The organism is Roseovarius sp. THAF8, from assembly GCF_009363735.1.
Lineage (GTDB): Bacteria > Pseudomonadota > Alphaproteobacteria > Rhodobacterales > Rhodobacteraceae > Roseovarius.
Genome location: NZ_CP045410.1, coordinates 2,915,390 through 2,930,755, shown reverse-complemented (window position 1 = coordinate 2,930,755; position 15,366 = coordinate 2,915,390). Strand labels below are relative to the sequence as shown.

Below are 15,366 nucleotides of genomic sequence, written 5' to 3'. Positions count from 1 at the left end.
CATTATCTCCCCGCCCGACCTGCAGAAAAGGGATGCGATGACCGACGAAACCACGGCCGAAACCCTGGCACCGGATTGGCCGACCCCGACCCGCGATGCGGCCGAGGCACATCTGGCGCGGGTTCTGCCGCAGCTTGGCGCGCGCTATGCCCACAACAGGAATGTCGACAAAGGCACCGGACGACACGACGCTGTCTCGCGCCTTTCGCCCTACCTTCGCCGCCGCATGATCACCGAGCCTGGGCTGATTGCGGCGGTGCTGCGCGCGCACGGCCCCGAGACCGGCGAAAAGTTCCTGCAAGAGGTTCTGTGGCGCAGCTATTTCAAAGGATGGCTGGAGCGTCGGCCACAGGTCTGGCAGAGCTACCGCGACGGTCTTCGCGCCGATCTGGCGCAGCTGGACCGCGACTCAGACCTGCGCCGCGCAGTCGAGCGTGCCGAAGCGGGCCAGACCGATCTCGACTGCATGAACGCCTGGGCGCAGGAGCTGACCGACACCGGCTACCTGCACAACCACGCCCGCATCTGGTTCGCCTCGATCTGGATCTTCACGCTGCGCCTGCCGTGGCGCCTGGGGGCGGATTTCTTCTATCGCCACCTGCTCGATGGCGATCCGGCCTCCAACACGCTCAGCTGGCGTTGGGTCGCCGGTCTGCACACGCGCGGCAAGTTCTATGCCGCCGAAGCCTGGAATATCGCCAAGTTCACCGACCATCGCTTTTCACCCGATGCCGCCGACCTTGCCGGCGTGACCGAAGGGCTGGAAAACCAGGAGCCGGACGGCCTGCCCGAGCTTCGACCGCTGCGCACGCCAGAAGCACCGGATGCGGGCGTTCCGACCGCTCTTCTGATCACCGAAGAAGACTGCCGCCCCGACGACTTCGCGCTCGGCGACCTCGATATTCGCGCCAGGGCCACCCTTGCGGCCAGTGCCCTGCGCTCACCCCGGCCCGTGGGCGGAAAAGTCGTCGAGTTCGAGGCCGCGGCCCTGGCCGACACCGCGCAGCGCATCACGCGAAAGGCCGAGAACCTGCAAGCAAACGATCCGGCCGAGCTTGCCCGCTGGGCGACACGCGCAGGCGCCCGCCAGATTGCCACGCCTTACGTGCCCGAAGGCCCGCTACGCGACTGGCTGAACGCGGCGAAGCCGGCCCTGGACAATGCAGGCGTCACGCTCCGCGAATGGCGCCGCGACTGGGACGCAATCGTCTGGCCCCACGCCACGGCGGGGTACTTCAAGGTCAGGAAGAAGCTTCCCGAGCTTTTGCACGATGCCGGTCTGGACTGACCTCTCAGGCGGGGGTGAACAGGTCCTTGAATTCATCCCGCAACAGGTTCTTCTGGACCTTGCCCATGGAATTGCGCGGCAGCTCGTCGCGGATGATCAGCTTTCTGGGATGCTTGAACCGCGCCAGCGCCTGCGACGTGGCCTCGGCAATCGCCTCCAGATCCGGCTCCGCATTCGCTTCGGGCACCAGAACTCCCACGACCGTCTCGCCAAAGTCCGCGTGCGGCACGCCAATGACCGCGCTTTCCAGCACGCCGGGCTGTTCGTCCAGCACCAGCTCGATCTCCTTGGGATAGATGTTGTACCCGCCCGAGATGATCAGGTCCTTGTTGCGCCCGACGATCTGGACATACCCCCTGTCGTCGATAATCCCGAGGTCGCCGGTAATGAAAAACCCGTTCTCGCGCAGTTCGGCGGCCGTCTTTTCGGGCATCTGCCAATAGCCCTGGAAAACATTGGGTCCGCGCACCTCGATCTGGCCAACCTCGCCCTGCGGCACCTCCTCGCCGGTTTCGGGATCGGTGATCTTCAACTCCACCCCGGGCAACGGAAAGCCGACGGTGCCGGCACGCCGTTCCCCGTCATAGGGGTTCGAGGTGTTCATGTTCGTCTCGGTCATGCCATAGCGTTCGAGGATGCGGTGCCCGGTCCGCTGTTCGAACCTGGTGTGCGTCTCGGCCAGCAGCGGCGCGCTGCCCGACACGAAAAGCCGCATATGCGCCACAAGATCCTTGTCGAAACGCGGATCGTCCAGAAGACGGGTATAGAAGGTCGGCACGCCCATCATCGACGTGGCCTTCGGCAAAAGCTCTATCACCGTATCGAGGTCGAATTTCGGCAGGAAAATCATCGACCCGCCGGCAACCAGCGTGATGTTGGTCGCCACGAACAGGCCATGGGTGTGAAAGATCGGCAAAGCGTGCAGCAGGACATCGTCCGAGGTAAACCGCCAGTGCTCGGCCAGCGTCTGCGCGTTCGACAGAAGATTGCCCTGGCTCAGCATCGCACCCTTCGAGCGCCCCGTGGTGCCCGAGGTGTAAAGCAAGGCGGCAAGGTCGTCCTCGGTCCGCTTCACGGTCTTGAAACTGTCCGCCTGTTCACCCGCCTTGTCCGGCAGGCTCCCGGTGCCATCGTCCTCCAGCGTTTCGATCTGGGCGCGGTGCTTATTGGCGATGGGCGTCAACGCCTCGCGCCGGTCGCCCTTGCAAATCACCATCGACGCGCCGCTGTCATCGATGAAATAGCTCAGTTCGTCGACAGTATAGCCGGTATTCAACGGCAGAAAGACCAGCCCGGCCTGCACGCAGGCCGCATAGACCGCCAGCGCGTCATGCGATTTCTCGACCTGCGCCGCAACGCGGTCTCCGGGGGTCAGCCCCTGCGCGGCAAAGGCATTGGCATACCGCGCCGTCAGCTTCAGGAACCCGTCGTGGGTCAGAGTGTCCCCATCGGGCAGATGAAGGAAGATCGTGTCCTTGCCGATGTGATCTCCGAACAGGGCGTCAAAAAGCGGGTTGGTCATGCTGCTCCCTCCTCCGGCACGGTTTTCGCCGCCGCGGCGGCCTGTGTCTTGATTTCGCTCGACGTGGCCACGCGTTGCTCCGCCGCGAAACGCTCGTGGTTCTGTGACACCTTGGCCAGATCGTAAAGGTAGTTCACCATCACGCCCGCAGATTGCTTCAATCCGTTGTCCGACACGTCTGCACCGGCATGGACCTTATGCACCTGGGCTCCGTTGCCCAAATGAAACCGCGCAACCGGATCGAGCGGCAATCCGTCGCCGCGCTTGGCCTGCGTCAGGTAATAGGCGGCGTACTCACACAGCGCGTCGGGCTGTTGCGCCTCGGGATTGATATCCACGCTCGTCATCCACCGTGTCAGGCCGGGAATGGGCGACAGCGTCACGAAATTCCGCAAAGCCGGGTTTTCCAGCGACAGATCCGCCGCCACCTGCTTGATCAGCGAGTTGCCAAAGGAAATCTGCGCCAGCCCCGACTGGCAATTCGAAATCGAGTAAAACACGGCGGTATCGGCCCGTTCGGCGTCGATCTGGTCGCGTGCCTCGGCCAGAACGTACTGGATCGACCCGGGAATACCCTTGGTCAGCGCCACCTCGACAAAGATCAACGGCTCGTCCGGCATGGCCGGGTGAAAGAACGCGAAACAGCGGCGGTCGGCGGGCTCCAGCCTGCGCCGCAGATCCTCCCAGCTGTCGATGGCGTGCACCGCCTCGTAAGCGATGATCTTCTCGAGAATATGCGCCGGGCTTTCCCAGCTGATCGGGCGCAGCACCAGGAACCCGCGGTTGAACCAGCTGGCAAAGAGATGCCGGAAATCCAGGTCCAGCGCCTGCAAACCGTCATCGTCCTGTCCCAGCCGCAACAGGTCGGTCCGCATCCCGACCAGACGCTTGGTCGCGCCCGGCACCTGGTTCATCCGCCGGATCAACTCCTGCCGGGGCGATTCCGAGGCGTTCAGGAAAGCGCGATAGGTGGCCTTGGACTGGCCGCGCTCATACGCGTCCAGCGCGTCGCGTACGACCTCGGGGTTGATCACCATGTCCTGCGCAAGGTGCCGGAAGAACGCCAGCTTCGCGGGATCGTCCCAGGTCTCGTAGCGCTCCAGTATCTGCCGCGCCACGGCCTGTCCCGAAACTTCGCCCGTGGCCCCGATCAGGTCCGCCGTCAGGTCCTCGATCGGCCGGTCATCCCGAGGCAGCCCGCGCGCCGCCCCGTAGCGGCGTTCGAACACTGTGGACAGTAGGTCGGCAAGCAACGTCATAGCTCCGCTCCCATCACCATATCGGGCAGCCACGTGGCGATGCCCGGAAACAGGCACAGCAGGATGATCGCGATCACCATGCAGGCCACAAAGGGCAGTGACCCGGTCAGGATCGTCTTCAGCGAGATGTCAGGCGCAATGCCGTTGATCACGTAAAGGTTCAGACCCACGGGCGGCGAGATCAGCCCGATTTCCATGTTGATCGTCAGCACCACGGCAAACCAGATCGGATCAAAGCCGGCAGTGGTGATGATCGGCAGCAGGATCGGTGCCGCCATCAGGATCACCGCGACCGGCGGCAGGAAGAAGCCCGCGATTATCAGAAAGACGTTGATCGCGCCCATCAGCACCCAGCGGTTCACGTCCAGCGTGCCGATCCATTCCGCGATCGACTGCGTAATGAAAAGCGACGACAGCATGTAGGAGAACACGCCGGCAGCAGCGATGATGAACAGGATCATCACGCTTTCCCGCGTGCTGTCGCGCAGCACGGTCCAGATCTGGCGCGGGTCCCACATGCGGTAGATGATCATCGCGATCAACATGCACATCAGCGCACCGACGGCGGCCGTTTCCGACGGCGTGGCGATGCCGCCATACATGGCGTAAAGCACGCCCAAGATGATGAACAGGAATGGCAAGACACGCGGCAGGATCTCCAGACGTTCCTTCCAGGTGTAGCTGCCCGCCGACAGGACGCTCGCGTTACCCGACTTCCATGTCGAGTAAAGCGACCACGCCATGAACAGCCCAACCAGCAGCAGGCCCGGGAACACGCCCGCCAGGAACAGGCGGCCAATCGAGGTCTCGGTCGCGATGCCGTAGACGATCATCGTGACCGATGGCGGGATCAGGATACCCAGCGTCCCGCCCGCAGCGATCGAGCCCGCGGCGACACCATCGGGATAGCCCCGCTTGCGCATCTCGGGGATGCCCATCTTGCCGATGGCCGCACAGGTGGCCGGGCTTGACCCCGACATCGCGGCAAAGAGCGCACAGGCCCCGAGGTTCGACACAACAAGCCCGCCCGGCACCCGGGTCAGCCAGCGTTCCAGCGCCTCGTAAAGGTCCGCCCCCGCGCGGGTCGAGGCGATGGAGGCGCCCATGATGATGAACATCGGGATCGACAGCAGCGCGAAATTGTCCAGCTTGCCAAAGAAAATCTCCGGCATCAGCGACAGCGAACTCATCCCGTCGAAGATAATCAGGAATCCGGCAGAGACGACCAGCAGTCCCGCGGCCACGGATATCCCCGAGAACAGGACGACGATGGTGATGAGGGCAACCAGACCACCCAGTGCAAGCGGATCCATCAGACGTCCTCCAGCCCGAAGGGCTTGTCGATGCCCGTCGTCATTGCGAAAAGGTCAGCCGCCAGTTGCAGAGCATATAGGCCAAAGCCCAGCGGCAGCGCAAGATACGGCACCCACAGCTTGGGGTTCCACGGCGTGTTCGACGTCTCGCCCCAGTCCCAGGCCTCGTGCCAGAAATGATAGCCGTGCCAAAGCATCATGCCGACCACGGCGAGGGTCAGCGCCATGACGATGCCGGCCAGCACCCGCCGCGCCTTGTTGGGGATCATGATCGGCAGCAGGTCAACGTTCACATGCCCCCGCACGTATTGCACGTAAGGCAGGCCCAACATGGTCGCACCGATCATCAGGTACGTCACACCCTCGGTGTGCCAGATCGTGGACTGGTTCAGCACGAACCGGATGAAAATCATCTGACAGACGATCAACACGGACACGACGATCATCAGCGCGGCGACGACGCCGCAAACCTGGCTGATCCAGCCGATAACGCGCAAGATTGGGTTGCCACCGTGGCGGGCGGCCGCTGTGGCGTGGGCGGAACCGGACATCGCTCGGCCTCCGTTGAAAAAGTGGAAAGGGTACGCGGCGTCGGGCCCGGCGCGGTGCCGGGCCCGACGATTGGTTCAGCGGATCACTCGACGGCCAGCGCCTTGTCCAGCAACGCCTGACCTTCGGGCGAGCCTTCCAGGAACGCCTTGTAGGCCGTTTCCTGCGCGATCTGGCGCCAGGCGTCGAACTCTTCCTGGCTCATCTCGGCGATCTCGACACCATTGTCAGCAAACACGTCACGCGCATTGCCGTCCTGGCTCTTGGCTTCTTCCAGATAGAACGCCTCGGCCTTCTCGGCGGCTTCCATCAGCGCGGTCTGCTGTTCCTCGCTCAGGCCTTCGAACTTGGACTTGTTCATCAACAGCGGCTGGTACATGAACCACAGCGCATAGTCGCCCGCCGGGGTAAAGCACGACACCTGCTCGTAGATGCGGTAGCTGACAAAGGACGAGGACGAGGTGTTCGCGGCATCCAGAACGCCGGTCTGCATCGCGTTATAGATCTCGGCCGAGCTCATCGACGCGATCGAGGCACCGGCACCCGCCAGCATCTGCTCGAACGCCTTGCCCGCCGCGCGGGTCTGCAGACCTTCCACGTCCTCCGGCGCGGTGATGCACTTCTCCTTGCCCGCGAAACCGCCGGCCAGGTAGCCGTGGACCAGCACCATGATGTCATCTTCGGCCATGATGGCTTCGATATCGCCCATGAACTCGGATTCGTTCAGGCGCGCGGCATGATCGTGGTTCTTCACCAACCCCGGCATCAGCGTCAGGTTATAGGCGTTGCGCAGACCGCCCGCATAGGACAACGGAAAGACGATCATGTCGACCTGCCCGCGCGCCAAGGGCTTGTATTGCTCGCGTGCCTTGAACAGCGATTGCGACGGGAAAATCTGGATATCCAGATCGACATCCGCCGCCGCGACCTCGTCGGCGACCATCTGCGCCACCTTGTGACGCACGTCACTAGTGGACCACTGGTGCGACAGGCGCAGCTCTTCGGCACTCGCCGTCAGACTGCCAGCGAAAAGGGCTGCTGCCGCGACTGCGGCTGTGAAATTCAGTTTCATATGTTCCTCCCAAAACGTCCTGATTCGTATTCGGACTGCCCTGCAACCTAACGACATTGTGTAAGCAGTCAAATTTTTTGTATACAAGAATGGTTTTCTTGCGCTCTAGACGGCGGTATGCTAGCGGATTGAAATGGAACGCAAGCGCGCAGATCTCATCGCGGACGCTATCGAGGAGTTGATCCTCGATGGAACGTTCGACGATGGCGCTCGCCTGGACGAGGTTCAGCTGGCCGAACGCTTCAACGTCTCCAGAACCCCGATAAGAGAAGCGCTTCAAAGGCTTATCCTGTCCGGCCTGGTGGAACAGCTGCCGCGTCGCGGGGTCTTCGTGCGCCAGCCCGGGCCGGTCGAACTGATCGAGATGTTCGAGGTCATGGCCGAGCTGGAAGCGGTCTGCGCCCGGCTGGCCGCGTCACGCATTTCCGACACGGCCCTGTCCGAATTGCGCACCATAAACGAGCGATGCCGCGCCGCGACCGAGGCGCAGGACGCCGATGGCAACTACGATCAGAACGATCTTTTCCACGCCACGCTCTATGCCCAGACCGGCAACGCGTTTCTCGAACAGGAATGCCTGCGGCTGCAACGCCGCCTGCGCCCCTTTCGCCGCCTGCAATTGCGCTGGCGCGGACGAATGGCGCAATCGGTGGCGGAACACGATGCGATCCTCGCCGCCATCGAGGCCGGAGACGGCGATCAGGCCGGCAACCTGTTGCGCCAGCATGTCACCGTCCAGGGCGAAAAATTCCACCGGCTGATGTCCAGCCTGAAAGCCGCCGCCGAATAAGCCCATCGCTCAGGCCAGTGCGGCGTCCACCGCCTGCCCCAGCTTGTCGACCAACTCGCCCAGCTGATCTTCGGTCAGGATGAATGGCGGCGCCAACAGCACGTGATCCCCGCGTTGCCCATCGACGGTGCCACCCATCGGGTAACAGATCAGCCCCGCCTCGAACGCCGCCGCCTTGATCCGGGCATGCAGCTTGCGGGCCGGGTCGAACGGCGCCTTGGTCTGTCGGTCCTCGACGAATTCGATCCCCTGGAACAGCCCGCGCCCGCGAATGTCGCCAACATGCGGGTGCTGCCCGAAACGTTCGATCAACCGCGCCCGCAATGCCTCCCCCAGCGGCGCCACACGCGCCGCCAGGCCGTCGTCCAGCAAACGGTCCAACACCGCCCCCGCCGCCGCACAGGCGGTGGGATGCCCCAGATAGGTGTGCCCATGCTGGAAGAACCCGGACCCTTCCGCGATCGTGTCGTGGATCGTGCCGGTGCACAGCATCGCGCCGATCGGCTGATACCCGGCCCCCAACCCCTTGGCGATGGCGCAGATATCCGGTGCGATCCCGTCCTGCTCGCACGCGAACAGCGTGCCGGTCCGCCCCATTCCGCACATCACCTCGTCGAGGATCAGAAGGATGCCGTGCCGGTCGCAAAGCTCTCGGACAGCGCGAAAATATCCCGCGACGGGCGGCACCGCGCCCAGTGTCGCCCCCACCACGGGTTCGGCCACGAAAGCCATGATCGTCTCGGGACCGTGCCGTTCGATCTCGGCCTCCAACTCGGCCACCAGCCGGGCGAGATAGCCCTGCGCCGTCTCGCCTTCCTGCATCCCCCGGTAGGCATAGCAGGGCGACACGTGACTCACGTCCATCAACAGCGGCGCGAAAGGCGCGCGCCGACACGCGTTTCCGCCGGTCGCCAGCGCCCCCAGCGTGTTGCCGTGATAGCTTTGACGCCGCGCGATCACCCGGCTGCGCTGGGGCTGTCCGGCCTCGATGAAATACTGTCGCGCCAGCTTCAGCGCCGCTTCCATCGCCTCTGATCCGCCCGACACGAAATAGACGCGCTTCAGCCCGGCCGGCGCCACCGCCACCAGCCGGTCGGCGAGCGTTTCCGCCGGCTCTGACGTCAGAAACCCGGTATGGGCAAAGGCGATCCGGTCCAGTTGCGCCTTGATCGCGTCGGTCACATGCGCATCGCCATGCCCCAGACAGGACACCGCCGCACCACCCGATCCGTCCAGATAGGCCTTGCCGGACCGGTCGTAAAGATAGGCGCCCTCGCCCCGCGATACGGTCGGAATATTGGCGCGGCTGTTGCGGTGAAACACGTGGGTCATGTCGCTAACATCTTGAATTTATTAATTTGTCGCCTGACGGTCTTGCAAGCTTGGCCAGTTCTGTCTCTACTGACCCCATCGACTCATCTCGAGATGATGTTCGCAACTAAGGGAGAACACCATGAAAAACTACCTTCTCGGCGCCCTTGCCGCCGCAGGAATAGCCATTTCCGCCCCCGCCTCGGCGCAGGAATTCATTTCCATCGGCACAGGTGGCGTGACGGGCGTCTACTATCCCACCGGCGGCGCGATCTGCCGTCTCGTCAACAAGTCCCGCAAGGATCACGGCATCCGCTGCGCCGTGGAGTCCACCGGCGGCTCGGTCTACAATATCAACACGATCAAGGCCGGCGAGCTGGAATTCGGCGTCGCACAGTCCGACTGGCAGTACCACGCCTATAACGGCACCTCGACCTTCTCGGACAATCCGTTCCCGGAAATCCGTTCGGTCTTCTCGGTTCATCCCGAACCCTTCACGCTGATCGCCCGGTCCGACGCCGGCATCGAAAGCTTCGAGGACCTCAAGGGCAAGCGCTTCAACGTGGGCAATGCCGGCTCGGGCCTGCGCGCCACGACCGAGGTGCTGATGGAAGAATACGGCATGACCATGGACGATTTCGCACTGGCGACCGAGTACAAGGGCTCGGAAATGTCGCAACAGCTCTGCGACGGCAACATCGACGCCATGGTCTACGTCGTGGGCCACCCGGCCGCCGCCATCCAGGAAGCGGCGACCACCTGTGACGTCACGCTCGTGAACGTCACCGGCGATGTCATCGACAAGCTGATCGACGAAAACCCCTATTATCGCACCGCCACCGTTCCGGGCGGCATGTATGCCGGCAACGACGAGGACGTCACCACATTCGGCGTGGGCGCGACCCTCGTGACCTCCGCCGACGTGTCGGAAGACACGGTTTACGTTCTGGCCAAGGCGGTCATGGAAAACATCGACGACTTCCGCCAGCTGCACCCGGCCTTCGCCAACCTCGAGCCTTCCGAGATGGTTCAGGACGCCCTGTCGGCCCCGCTGCACCCCGGTGCGGAAAAGGCCTACAAGGAACTGGGCCTGATGGAATAAGCCCCGGGCTTCGAGGGGCGCCCCGCGCGAGGCGCCCCTTACACCATCATACACATACTTGCTTCAGGGGGCATGACAGTGAGCGACCAGACCCAAAACACCCGTTCCGCCGACGACATGTTGGCCGAGGCCGATACCGGCGCCCGCAACCCGGCCGCGGCGTGGCAGACAAAGCTGATCATCGGCACCTGTATCGCGTGGTCCCTCTTCCAGCTCTACATCGCCTCACGCGTGCCGGGCATACTGGCCCAGGCCACGGGCATGTCCATCTTCGCCAATATCGTCGCACAGGCCCGCTTCGTGCACCTGGCCTTTGCCATCATGCTGGCGACGCTCGCCTTTCCGTTGTTCAAATCCTCGCCCCGAGACCGCATTCCGCTCTACGATTGGATTCTGGTGATCCTCGGCGTGTCGGCCTGCCTTTACCTCGTGGTCTTCCGGTTCGAGATCGCCGACCGTCCGGGCCTGTGGAACACCACCGACGTCACCATGTCCGCGATCGGGATGATCGTCCTTCTGGTGTCGGTCTACCGCTCACTGGGCCTGCCGCTGGTGATCATCGCGTGCTGCTTCATCCTGTTCGCCTTCTTCGGCGGCTACTCGGAATGGGCGCGCAACATCACCAACTATGGCGGCTCGTCGCTGTCCAAGGCCTTGGGACACTACTGGATGCAGACCGAAGGGGTGTTCGGCGTGGCCCTCGGCGTCTCGACCACGATGATCTTCCTCTTCGTGTTGTTCGGCGCCCTGCTGGACCGGGCCGGCGGCGGCAACTGGTTCATCAAGGTGGCCATTGCCCTCTTGGGCGCCCTGCGCGGCGGCCCGGCCAAGGCATCGGTCCTGTCGTCGATGATGACCGGCATGATCTCGGGCTCGTCCATCGCCAACACCGTCACCACCGGCACCTTCACCATCCCGCTGATGAAGCGCATCGGCTTTCCGGCGGAAAAGGCGGGCGCGGTCGAGGTGGCCTCGTCCACCAATGGCCAGCTGACACCGCCCGTGATGGGCGCGGCGGCCTTCCTGATGGTCGAGTATGTCAACATCCCCTATATCGACGTGGTCAAGCACGCCTTCCTTCCGGCGGTCATCTCCTACATCGCGCTGCTTTACATCGTGCATCTCGAAAGCCTGAAGATGGGCCTCAAGGGGCTGGAAAAACCGGGCCGCCGCATCGGCGTGCTGATGATCCTGATCCTGTTCCTCTCGGGCTTCATCTTCCTCGGTCTCTGCACCTTCCTGATGATCGGCCTGCGCGGCATTCTCGAGCCGATCACGGGCAACTCGGTCTATGCCGCCGTGGCCCTCGTCGCCGTGCTCTATGTCGTGCTCGTGGCCATCGCCGCGCGGTATCCCGACCTCAAGATGGACAAGGACGAGGATGGCCCGCCCGAGGCGCCGCGTCTGACACCGACACTCATCGGCGGGCTCTATTTCGCCATCCCGATCTTCATCCTGGTGTGGAACCTGATGGTGCGCACCGACACGCTCGACCGTCTGTCGCCCGCGCTTTCGGCGTTCTGGGCGACGTTCTTCATGGTCATCATCGCGCTGACGCACCGCCCGCTCAAGGCGATGTTCCGGGGCGAAAGCCCGGGGAATGAAACCTGGCACGGATGGCGCGATTTCATCGACGGGCTGATCCTGGGCGCGCGCAACATGATCGGTATCGGCGTCGCCACCGGCGCCGCCGGCATCATCGTCGGCACGATCTCCCTGACCGGCGCGCACCAGGTCATCGGCCAGGTGATCGAGGTCATCTCGGGCGGGAACCTGATGATCCTGCTGTTCCTCGTGGCGGTCCTGTCGCTGATCCTCGGCATGGGCCTGCCCACCACCGCCAACTACATCGTGGTGTCGTCGTTGATGGCGCCCGTCATCGTATCGGTGGGCGCACAGGCCGGCCTGATCGTGCCGCTGATCGCGGTGCACATGTTCGTCTTCTACTTCGGCATCCTCGCCGACGACACGCCACCCGTCGGCCTTGCCGCCTATGCCGCCGCCGCGATTTCCCGCGGCGACCCGATCAAGACGGGTATCCAGGGCTTCGGCTATGACATCCGCACGGCGCTCCTGCCGTTCCTCTTCATCTTCAACACCGACCTGCTCCTGATCGACGTGGGCTTTGCCAAGGCGGTCATGGTCTTCTGCATATCGCTCATCGCCATGCTCTTGTTCGCGGCCGCGACCCAAGGCTATTTCATCGCAAAGTCGCGAAAATGGGAAAGCGCTGTGCTCTTGTTCATCGCCTTCATGCTCTTCCGTCCCGGCTTCTTCCTCGATCAGATATCCGAACCCTACCAGACGGCCACCGGAACCGAAATTTATGCCCTCATGGACAGCGCCGAGACCGGGCAGGACATGCGCCTGACCATCGAAGGCCCGGATTTCGACAATGGCGAGATCCGGCCCATCACCATCTCGGTCCCCGGCATCGAGGGCGACGGCACCGCCGCCCTTTCGGAACAGGGTCTCAGCATCCTCGAAGAAGATGGCCAGTTGAAACTCGAAGAACCCTTCCCCGGCACACCGCATTTCGAGGCCATCGGCATCGAGTACGACTTCTACGGCGACACCCCCGTGGTGATCAGCAAGGTCGAGATCGAGAACGAGCGCCTGCCCAAGGAACTGTTCTTCATCCCCGCCCTGATCCTGCTGGCGGGCATCGTCCTGATCCAGCGGCCCCGCGCCACCCAACCCGCGTTCTGAGGAGGAACATCATGTTCAACAAGCTTCTCCTGGCCGTCGACATCAACGCGATGGAAGGCGCCCACCGGCTCGCACAGGCCGCCAAGCTGCTGGCTGCCGGCGACGGCGCCGAGATCCACGTGATCAACGTGGTCCCCGGCAGCGGCATGAACATGGTCGGCGCCGCCTTCGAGGGCGACTACAACCGCTCCGCGAAAGGTGCGGCCGAAAAGGCGCTGAAAGACTGGACCGACAATGCTTTCGACGGCAGGGCGCAGTTGCACGTGACCGAGGGCACGATCTATGACAGCGTCCTGCGCATGGCCGACAAGATCGGCGCTGACGTGATCGTGGTGGGCGCCCACCGGCCCGAGCTGCGCGACTATCTCGTCGGCCCGAACGCCGCGCGGATCACGCGCCACGCCAACCAGTCCGTTATCGTTATTCGCTAGGGCTTTTTCGACGTCACCCGCGCCAGCAACGCCTTGGCGGCAGACTGCTCTGCCTGCCGCTTCGCACCCGCCGTGGCCCGCTCCGCCTCGCCGTTTTCCAGCCGCGCCTCGATGGTGAATTGCGGTGCGTGATCCGGCCCGCTGCGCGCCGTCTCCTCATAGACCGGCGGGGCCAGCCCCTGCCCCTGCGCCCACTCCTGAAGCGACGTCTTGGCGTCTCGCGCGTCGGCCTTCACCGACGTCACCCGATCGCCCCACAGCCGCAGGATCATCTCCTGCGCCGCATTGAACCCGGCATCGCGATAGACAGCAGCGATCACCGCCTCCATCGCATCGCCCAACAGCGCCTGCTTGCGCCGCCCGCCCGACATCATCTCGGACCGCCCCAGCTTCAGCACCGCACCAAGGTCGATCTGTCGCGCCACCTCGGCGCAGGTCTCCTTGCGCACCAGCGCGTTATAGCGCGGCGCAAGCTGCCCTTCGGCCGCCCCCTTGTCGCTTTCCAGCAGCGCCTCGGCAATGACCAGCCCCAGAACCCTGTCGCCCAGGAACTCCAGCCGCTGGTTGTCGTCGCGGTTGGCTGTGGTCATCGACCCGTGCGTCACGGCCCGCACCAGCAACTCGGGCCGCTCGAATTCATGTCCCAAACGGGTCTCGAACGCTTTGAGATCGCCCGAAAGCTTCATCGCTGGATCAATCCAGCTTCTCGAAAAAACGGTCGCCGCGCCACGTCCAGAAGAACAGCATCGACCGGCCCGCCGACGAAAAGATCACCCGGTCCGCCCGGCCGATCAGGTTCTCGAACGGAACATAGCCCACCCCGCCCGGCGCGGTGAGCGGCGCGCGGCTGTCGGTGGAATTGTCCCGGTTGTCACCCATGAAGAAGTAATGCCCCTCGGGCACCTCGTAGACGCCGGTGTTGTCATACCGTTGCGGCCCCACGTTCAGGATGCTGTGCGACACGCCGTTGGGCAGGGTCTCGATCTGCCGCTCTTTCTCGCAGATGCCTCCCACTCCCACGGCCCCGTTGGCACAGCGCGGCGTCTTGCCCAGCGGGCCCTGGGGTTCCAGCACTTCCTCGAAGGTTCCCGCATCTTCCAGTTCGACCGGCTCGCCGTTGATGTTCAGCACGCCATCCTGCATCTGGATCCGGTCACCCGGCAGGCCCACGACCCGCTTGATGTAATCCGTGCCGTTGCTGGGATGGCGGAACACGATGATGTCGCCACGTTCAGGCTCGGACCCGAGAAGGCGCGTGTTGTCGCCATCGAGAAAGCCACAGATGTTCTTTGCGTCGATATCCAGCCCGATCCGCTCGATCTTGATGTTCGGGCAGGAGGCGTAGGAGTAGCCATAGGCGAACTTGTTGACGAACAGGAAATCCCCGATCAACAGCGTGTCCTTCATCGACCCGGACGGGATCCAGAAGGGCTGGAACAGGATCGTGCGGAAAATACCGGCGATCAGCAGTGCCCAGAAGACCGTCTTGACGGTTTCCCAGATCGCGCTCGATGTCTTGGATTCTTCGGCCATGCCTGTCTCCGATTGCTCTTCTGCGCTACATGCGGGGCGGCGGCACAGGTGTCAAGCCGCGCCGGCAAAGGCGACCCGGCGTCCTCACGTCGCCGGCCGCGCCTCGATCACGACAAAGGCCTGCGCCCAGGGGTGATCGTCGGTCAGGGTGACGTGAATAATGGCCTCGTGCCCCTCCGGCGTCATTTCCGCCAGCCGTTCGGCGGCCCAGCCGGTGACCGCCATCACCGGCTGCCCGGTGGCGAGGTTGCTCACCGCCATGTCCTTCCAGGCGATCCCCATCCGAAGTCCCGTCCCCAACGCCTTGGAACAGGCCTCTTTCGCGGCCCAGCGCTTGGCATAGGTGCCCGCCACGTCCTTGCGGCGTTCGGACTTGCGTTGCTCCACTTCCGTGAAGACCCGGTTGCGAAAGCGGTCGCCGAACCGCTCCAGCGTACCGGCGATCCGATCTATATTGGCCAGGTCCGTTCCGACGCCCAGGATCATG

At 63.7% G+C, this 15,366-nt stretch carries 14 protein-coding genes; 5 read left to right on the top strand and 9 right to left on the bottom strand.

Going from position 1 to position 15,366, the window contains the following annotated elements; all coding sequences use genetic code 11:
• The first annotated feature begins 37 nt into the window (after positions 1–37).
• A complete protein-coding gene (locus tag FIU85_RS14355; RefSeq protein ID WP_152497388.1) occupies positions 38–1,288 on the top strand; it encodes an FAD-binding domain-containing protein in 1,251 nt (416 codons plus the stop codon).
• A gap of 4 nt (positions 1,289–1,292) precedes the next feature.
• On the opposite strand, the gene FIU85_RS14350 is transcribed toward FIU85_RS14355, so the two are convergent.
• From FIU85_RS14350 to dctP, 5 genes are all read right to left on the bottom strand, one after another.
• Positions 1,293–2,810: a malonyl-CoA synthase gene (locus FIU85_RS14350; RefSeq protein WP_152497387.1), complete on the bottom strand. Its 1,518-nt coding sequence runs from the start codon at positions 2,808–2,810 to the stop codon at positions 1,293–1,295.
• Positions 2,807–4,069 (bottom strand): malonyl-CoA decarboxylase, encoded by a 1,263-nt coding sequence (locus FIU85_RS14345; RefSeq protein WP_152497386.1) that lies wholly within the window; start codon positions 4,067–4,069, stop codon positions 2,807–2,809. The genes FIU85_RS14350 and FIU85_RS14345 overlap by 4 nt, the downstream gene beginning before the upstream one ends.
• Complete coding sequence (locus FIU85_RS14340; RefSeq protein WP_152497385.1) at positions 4,066–5,382, bottom strand: TRAP transporter large permease; 1,317 nt, start codon at positions 5,380–5,382, stop codon at positions 4,066–4,068. Before FIU85_RS14340 ends, FIU85_RS14345 begins: the two co-directional genes overlap by 4 nt.
• Positions 5,382–5,933: a TRAP transporter small permease subunit gene (locus FIU85_RS14335; protein WP_152497384.1), complete on the bottom strand. Its 552-nt coding sequence runs from the start codon at positions 5,931–5,933 to the stop codon at positions 5,382–5,384. The genes FIU85_RS14340 and FIU85_RS14335 overlap by 1 nt, the downstream gene beginning before the upstream one ends.
• A gap of 83 nt (positions 5,934–6,016) precedes the next feature.
• Entirely contained in the window at positions 6,017–7,003 is a 987-nt protein-coding gene (dctP, locus tag FIU85_RS14330) for a TRAP transporter substrate-binding protein DctP (protein ID WP_152497383.1), read from the bottom strand.
• 133 nt (positions 7,004–7,136) lie between these two features.
• Here dctP and FIU85_RS14325 point away from each other — a divergent pair, with 133 nt between their 5' ends.
• Entirely contained in the window at positions 7,137–7,793 is a 657-nt protein-coding gene (locus FIU85_RS14325) for a GntR family transcriptional regulator (protein ID WP_152493773.1), read from the top strand.
• 9 nt (positions 7,794–7,802) lie between these two features.
• Here FIU85_RS14325 and FIU85_RS14320 read toward each other — a convergent pair whose 3' ends face one another.
• On the bottom strand, positions 7,803–9,125 hold the full coding sequence (locus FIU85_RS14320; protein WP_152497382.1) for an aspartate aminotransferase family protein: 1,323 nt from the start codon (positions 9,123–9,125) through the stop codon (positions 7,803–7,805).
• A gap of 121 nt (positions 9,126–9,246) precedes the next feature.
• Between FIU85_RS14320 and FIU85_RS14315 the strand changes: the two genes are divergently transcribed.
• From FIU85_RS14315 to FIU85_RS14305, 3 genes are all read left to right on the top strand, one after another.
• Positions 9,247–10,206 carry a TAXI family TRAP transporter solute-binding subunit gene (locus FIU85_RS14315; RefSeq protein ID WP_152497381.1) on the top strand — a complete coding sequence of 320 codons (960 nt, stop codon included), beginning with the start codon at positions 9,247–9,249 and terminating at the stop codon, positions 10,204–10,206.
• Between the two features lie 72 nt (positions 10,207–10,278).
• Positions 10,279–12,915 carry a TRAP transporter permease gene (locus FIU85_RS14310; protein WP_152497380.1) on the top strand — a complete coding sequence of 879 codons (2,637 nt, stop codon included), beginning with the start codon at positions 10,279–10,281 and terminating at the stop codon, positions 12,913–12,915.
• A gap of 11 nt (positions 12,916–12,926) precedes the next feature.
• Positions 12,927–13,346 carry a universal stress protein gene (locus FIU85_RS14305; protein WP_152497379.1) on the top strand — a complete coding sequence of 140 codons (420 nt, stop codon included), beginning with the start codon at positions 12,927–12,929 and terminating at the stop codon, positions 13,344–13,346.
• Here the strand turns inward: FIU85_RS14305 and rnc are convergent.
• The 3 genes from rnc to acpS all read right to left on the bottom strand — a co-directional run bounded on the left by rnc (position 13,343) and on the right by acpS (position 15,365).
• A complete protein-coding gene (gene rnc, locus FIU85_RS14300; RefSeq protein ID WP_152497378.1) occupies positions 13,343–14,032 on the bottom strand; it encodes a ribonuclease III in 690 nt (229 codons plus the stop codon). The two genes, FIU85_RS14305 and rnc, sit on opposite strands and share 4 nt — an antisense overlap.
• 7 nt (positions 14,033–14,039) lie before the next feature.
• Positions 14,040–14,879 carry a signal peptidase I gene (gene lepB, locus FIU85_RS14295; RefSeq protein ID WP_152493779.1) on the bottom strand — a complete coding sequence of 280 codons (840 nt, stop codon included), beginning with the start codon at positions 14,877–14,879 and terminating at the stop codon, positions 14,040–14,042.
• Between the two features lie 84 nt (positions 14,880–14,963).
• The gene (gene acpS, locus FIU85_RS14290) at positions 14,964–15,365 is read right to left on the bottom strand and encodes a holo-ACP synthase (RefSeq protein ID WP_152497377.1); all 402 of its coding nucleotides are present in this window, start codon (positions 15,363–15,365) and stop codon (positions 14,964–14,966) included.
• Between the last annotated feature and the right edge of the window lies 1 nt (position 15,366).

Coding starts and splice junctions, on each gene's coding strand:
- lepB (WP_152493779.1), bottom strand. CDS start 14,879: ATGGCCGAAGAATCCAAGACATCGAGCGCGATCTGGGAAACCGTCAAG.
- rnc (WP_152497378.1), bottom strand. CDS start 14,032: ATGAAGCTTTCGGGCGATCTCAAAGCGTTCGAGACCCGTTTGGGACAT.
- FIU85_RS14320 (WP_152497382.1), bottom strand. CDS start 9,125: ATGACCCACGTGTTTCACCGCAACAGCCGCGCCAATATTCCGACCGTA.
- FIU85_RS14340 (WP_152497385.1), bottom strand. CDS start 5,382: ATGGATCCGCTTGCACTGGGTGGTCTGGTTGCCCTCATCACCATCGTC.
- FIU85_RS14335 (WP_152497384.1), bottom strand. CDS start 5,933: ATGTCCGGTTCCGCCCACGCCACAGCGGCCGCCCGCCACGGTGGCAAC.
- FIU85_RS14310 (WP_152497380.1), top strand. CDS start 10,279: ATGACAGTGAGCGACCAGACCCAAAACACCCGTTCCGCCGACGACATG.
- FIU85_RS14305 (WP_152497379.1), top strand. CDS start 12,927: ATGTTCAACAAGCTTCTCCTGGCCGTCGACATCAACGCGATGGAAGGC.
- FIU85_RS14325 (WP_152493773.1), top strand. CDS start 7,137: ATGGAACGCAAGCGCGCAGATCTCATCGCGGACGCTATCGAGGAGTTG.
- FIU85_RS14355 (WP_152497388.1), top strand. CDS start 38: ATGACCGACGAAACCACGGCCGAAACCCTGGCACCGGATTGGCCGACC.
- acpS (WP_152497377.1), bottom strand. CDS start 15,365: ATGATCCTGGGCGTCGGAACGGACCTGGCCAATATAGATCGGATCGCC.
- FIU85_RS14350 (WP_152497387.1), bottom strand. CDS start 2,810: ATGACCAACCCGCTTTTTGACGCCCTGTTCGGAGATCACATCGGCAAG.
- FIU85_RS14345 (WP_152497386.1), bottom strand. CDS start 4,069: ATGACGTTGCTTGCCGACCTACTGTCCACAGTGTTCGAACGCCGCTAC.
- FIU85_RS14315 (WP_152497381.1), top strand. CDS start 9,247: ATGAAAAACTACCTTCTCGGCGCCCTTGCCGCCGCAGGAATAGCCATT.
- dctP (WP_152497383.1), bottom strand. CDS start 7,003: ATGAAACTGAATTTCACAGCCGCAGTCGCGGCAGCAGCCCTTTTCGCT.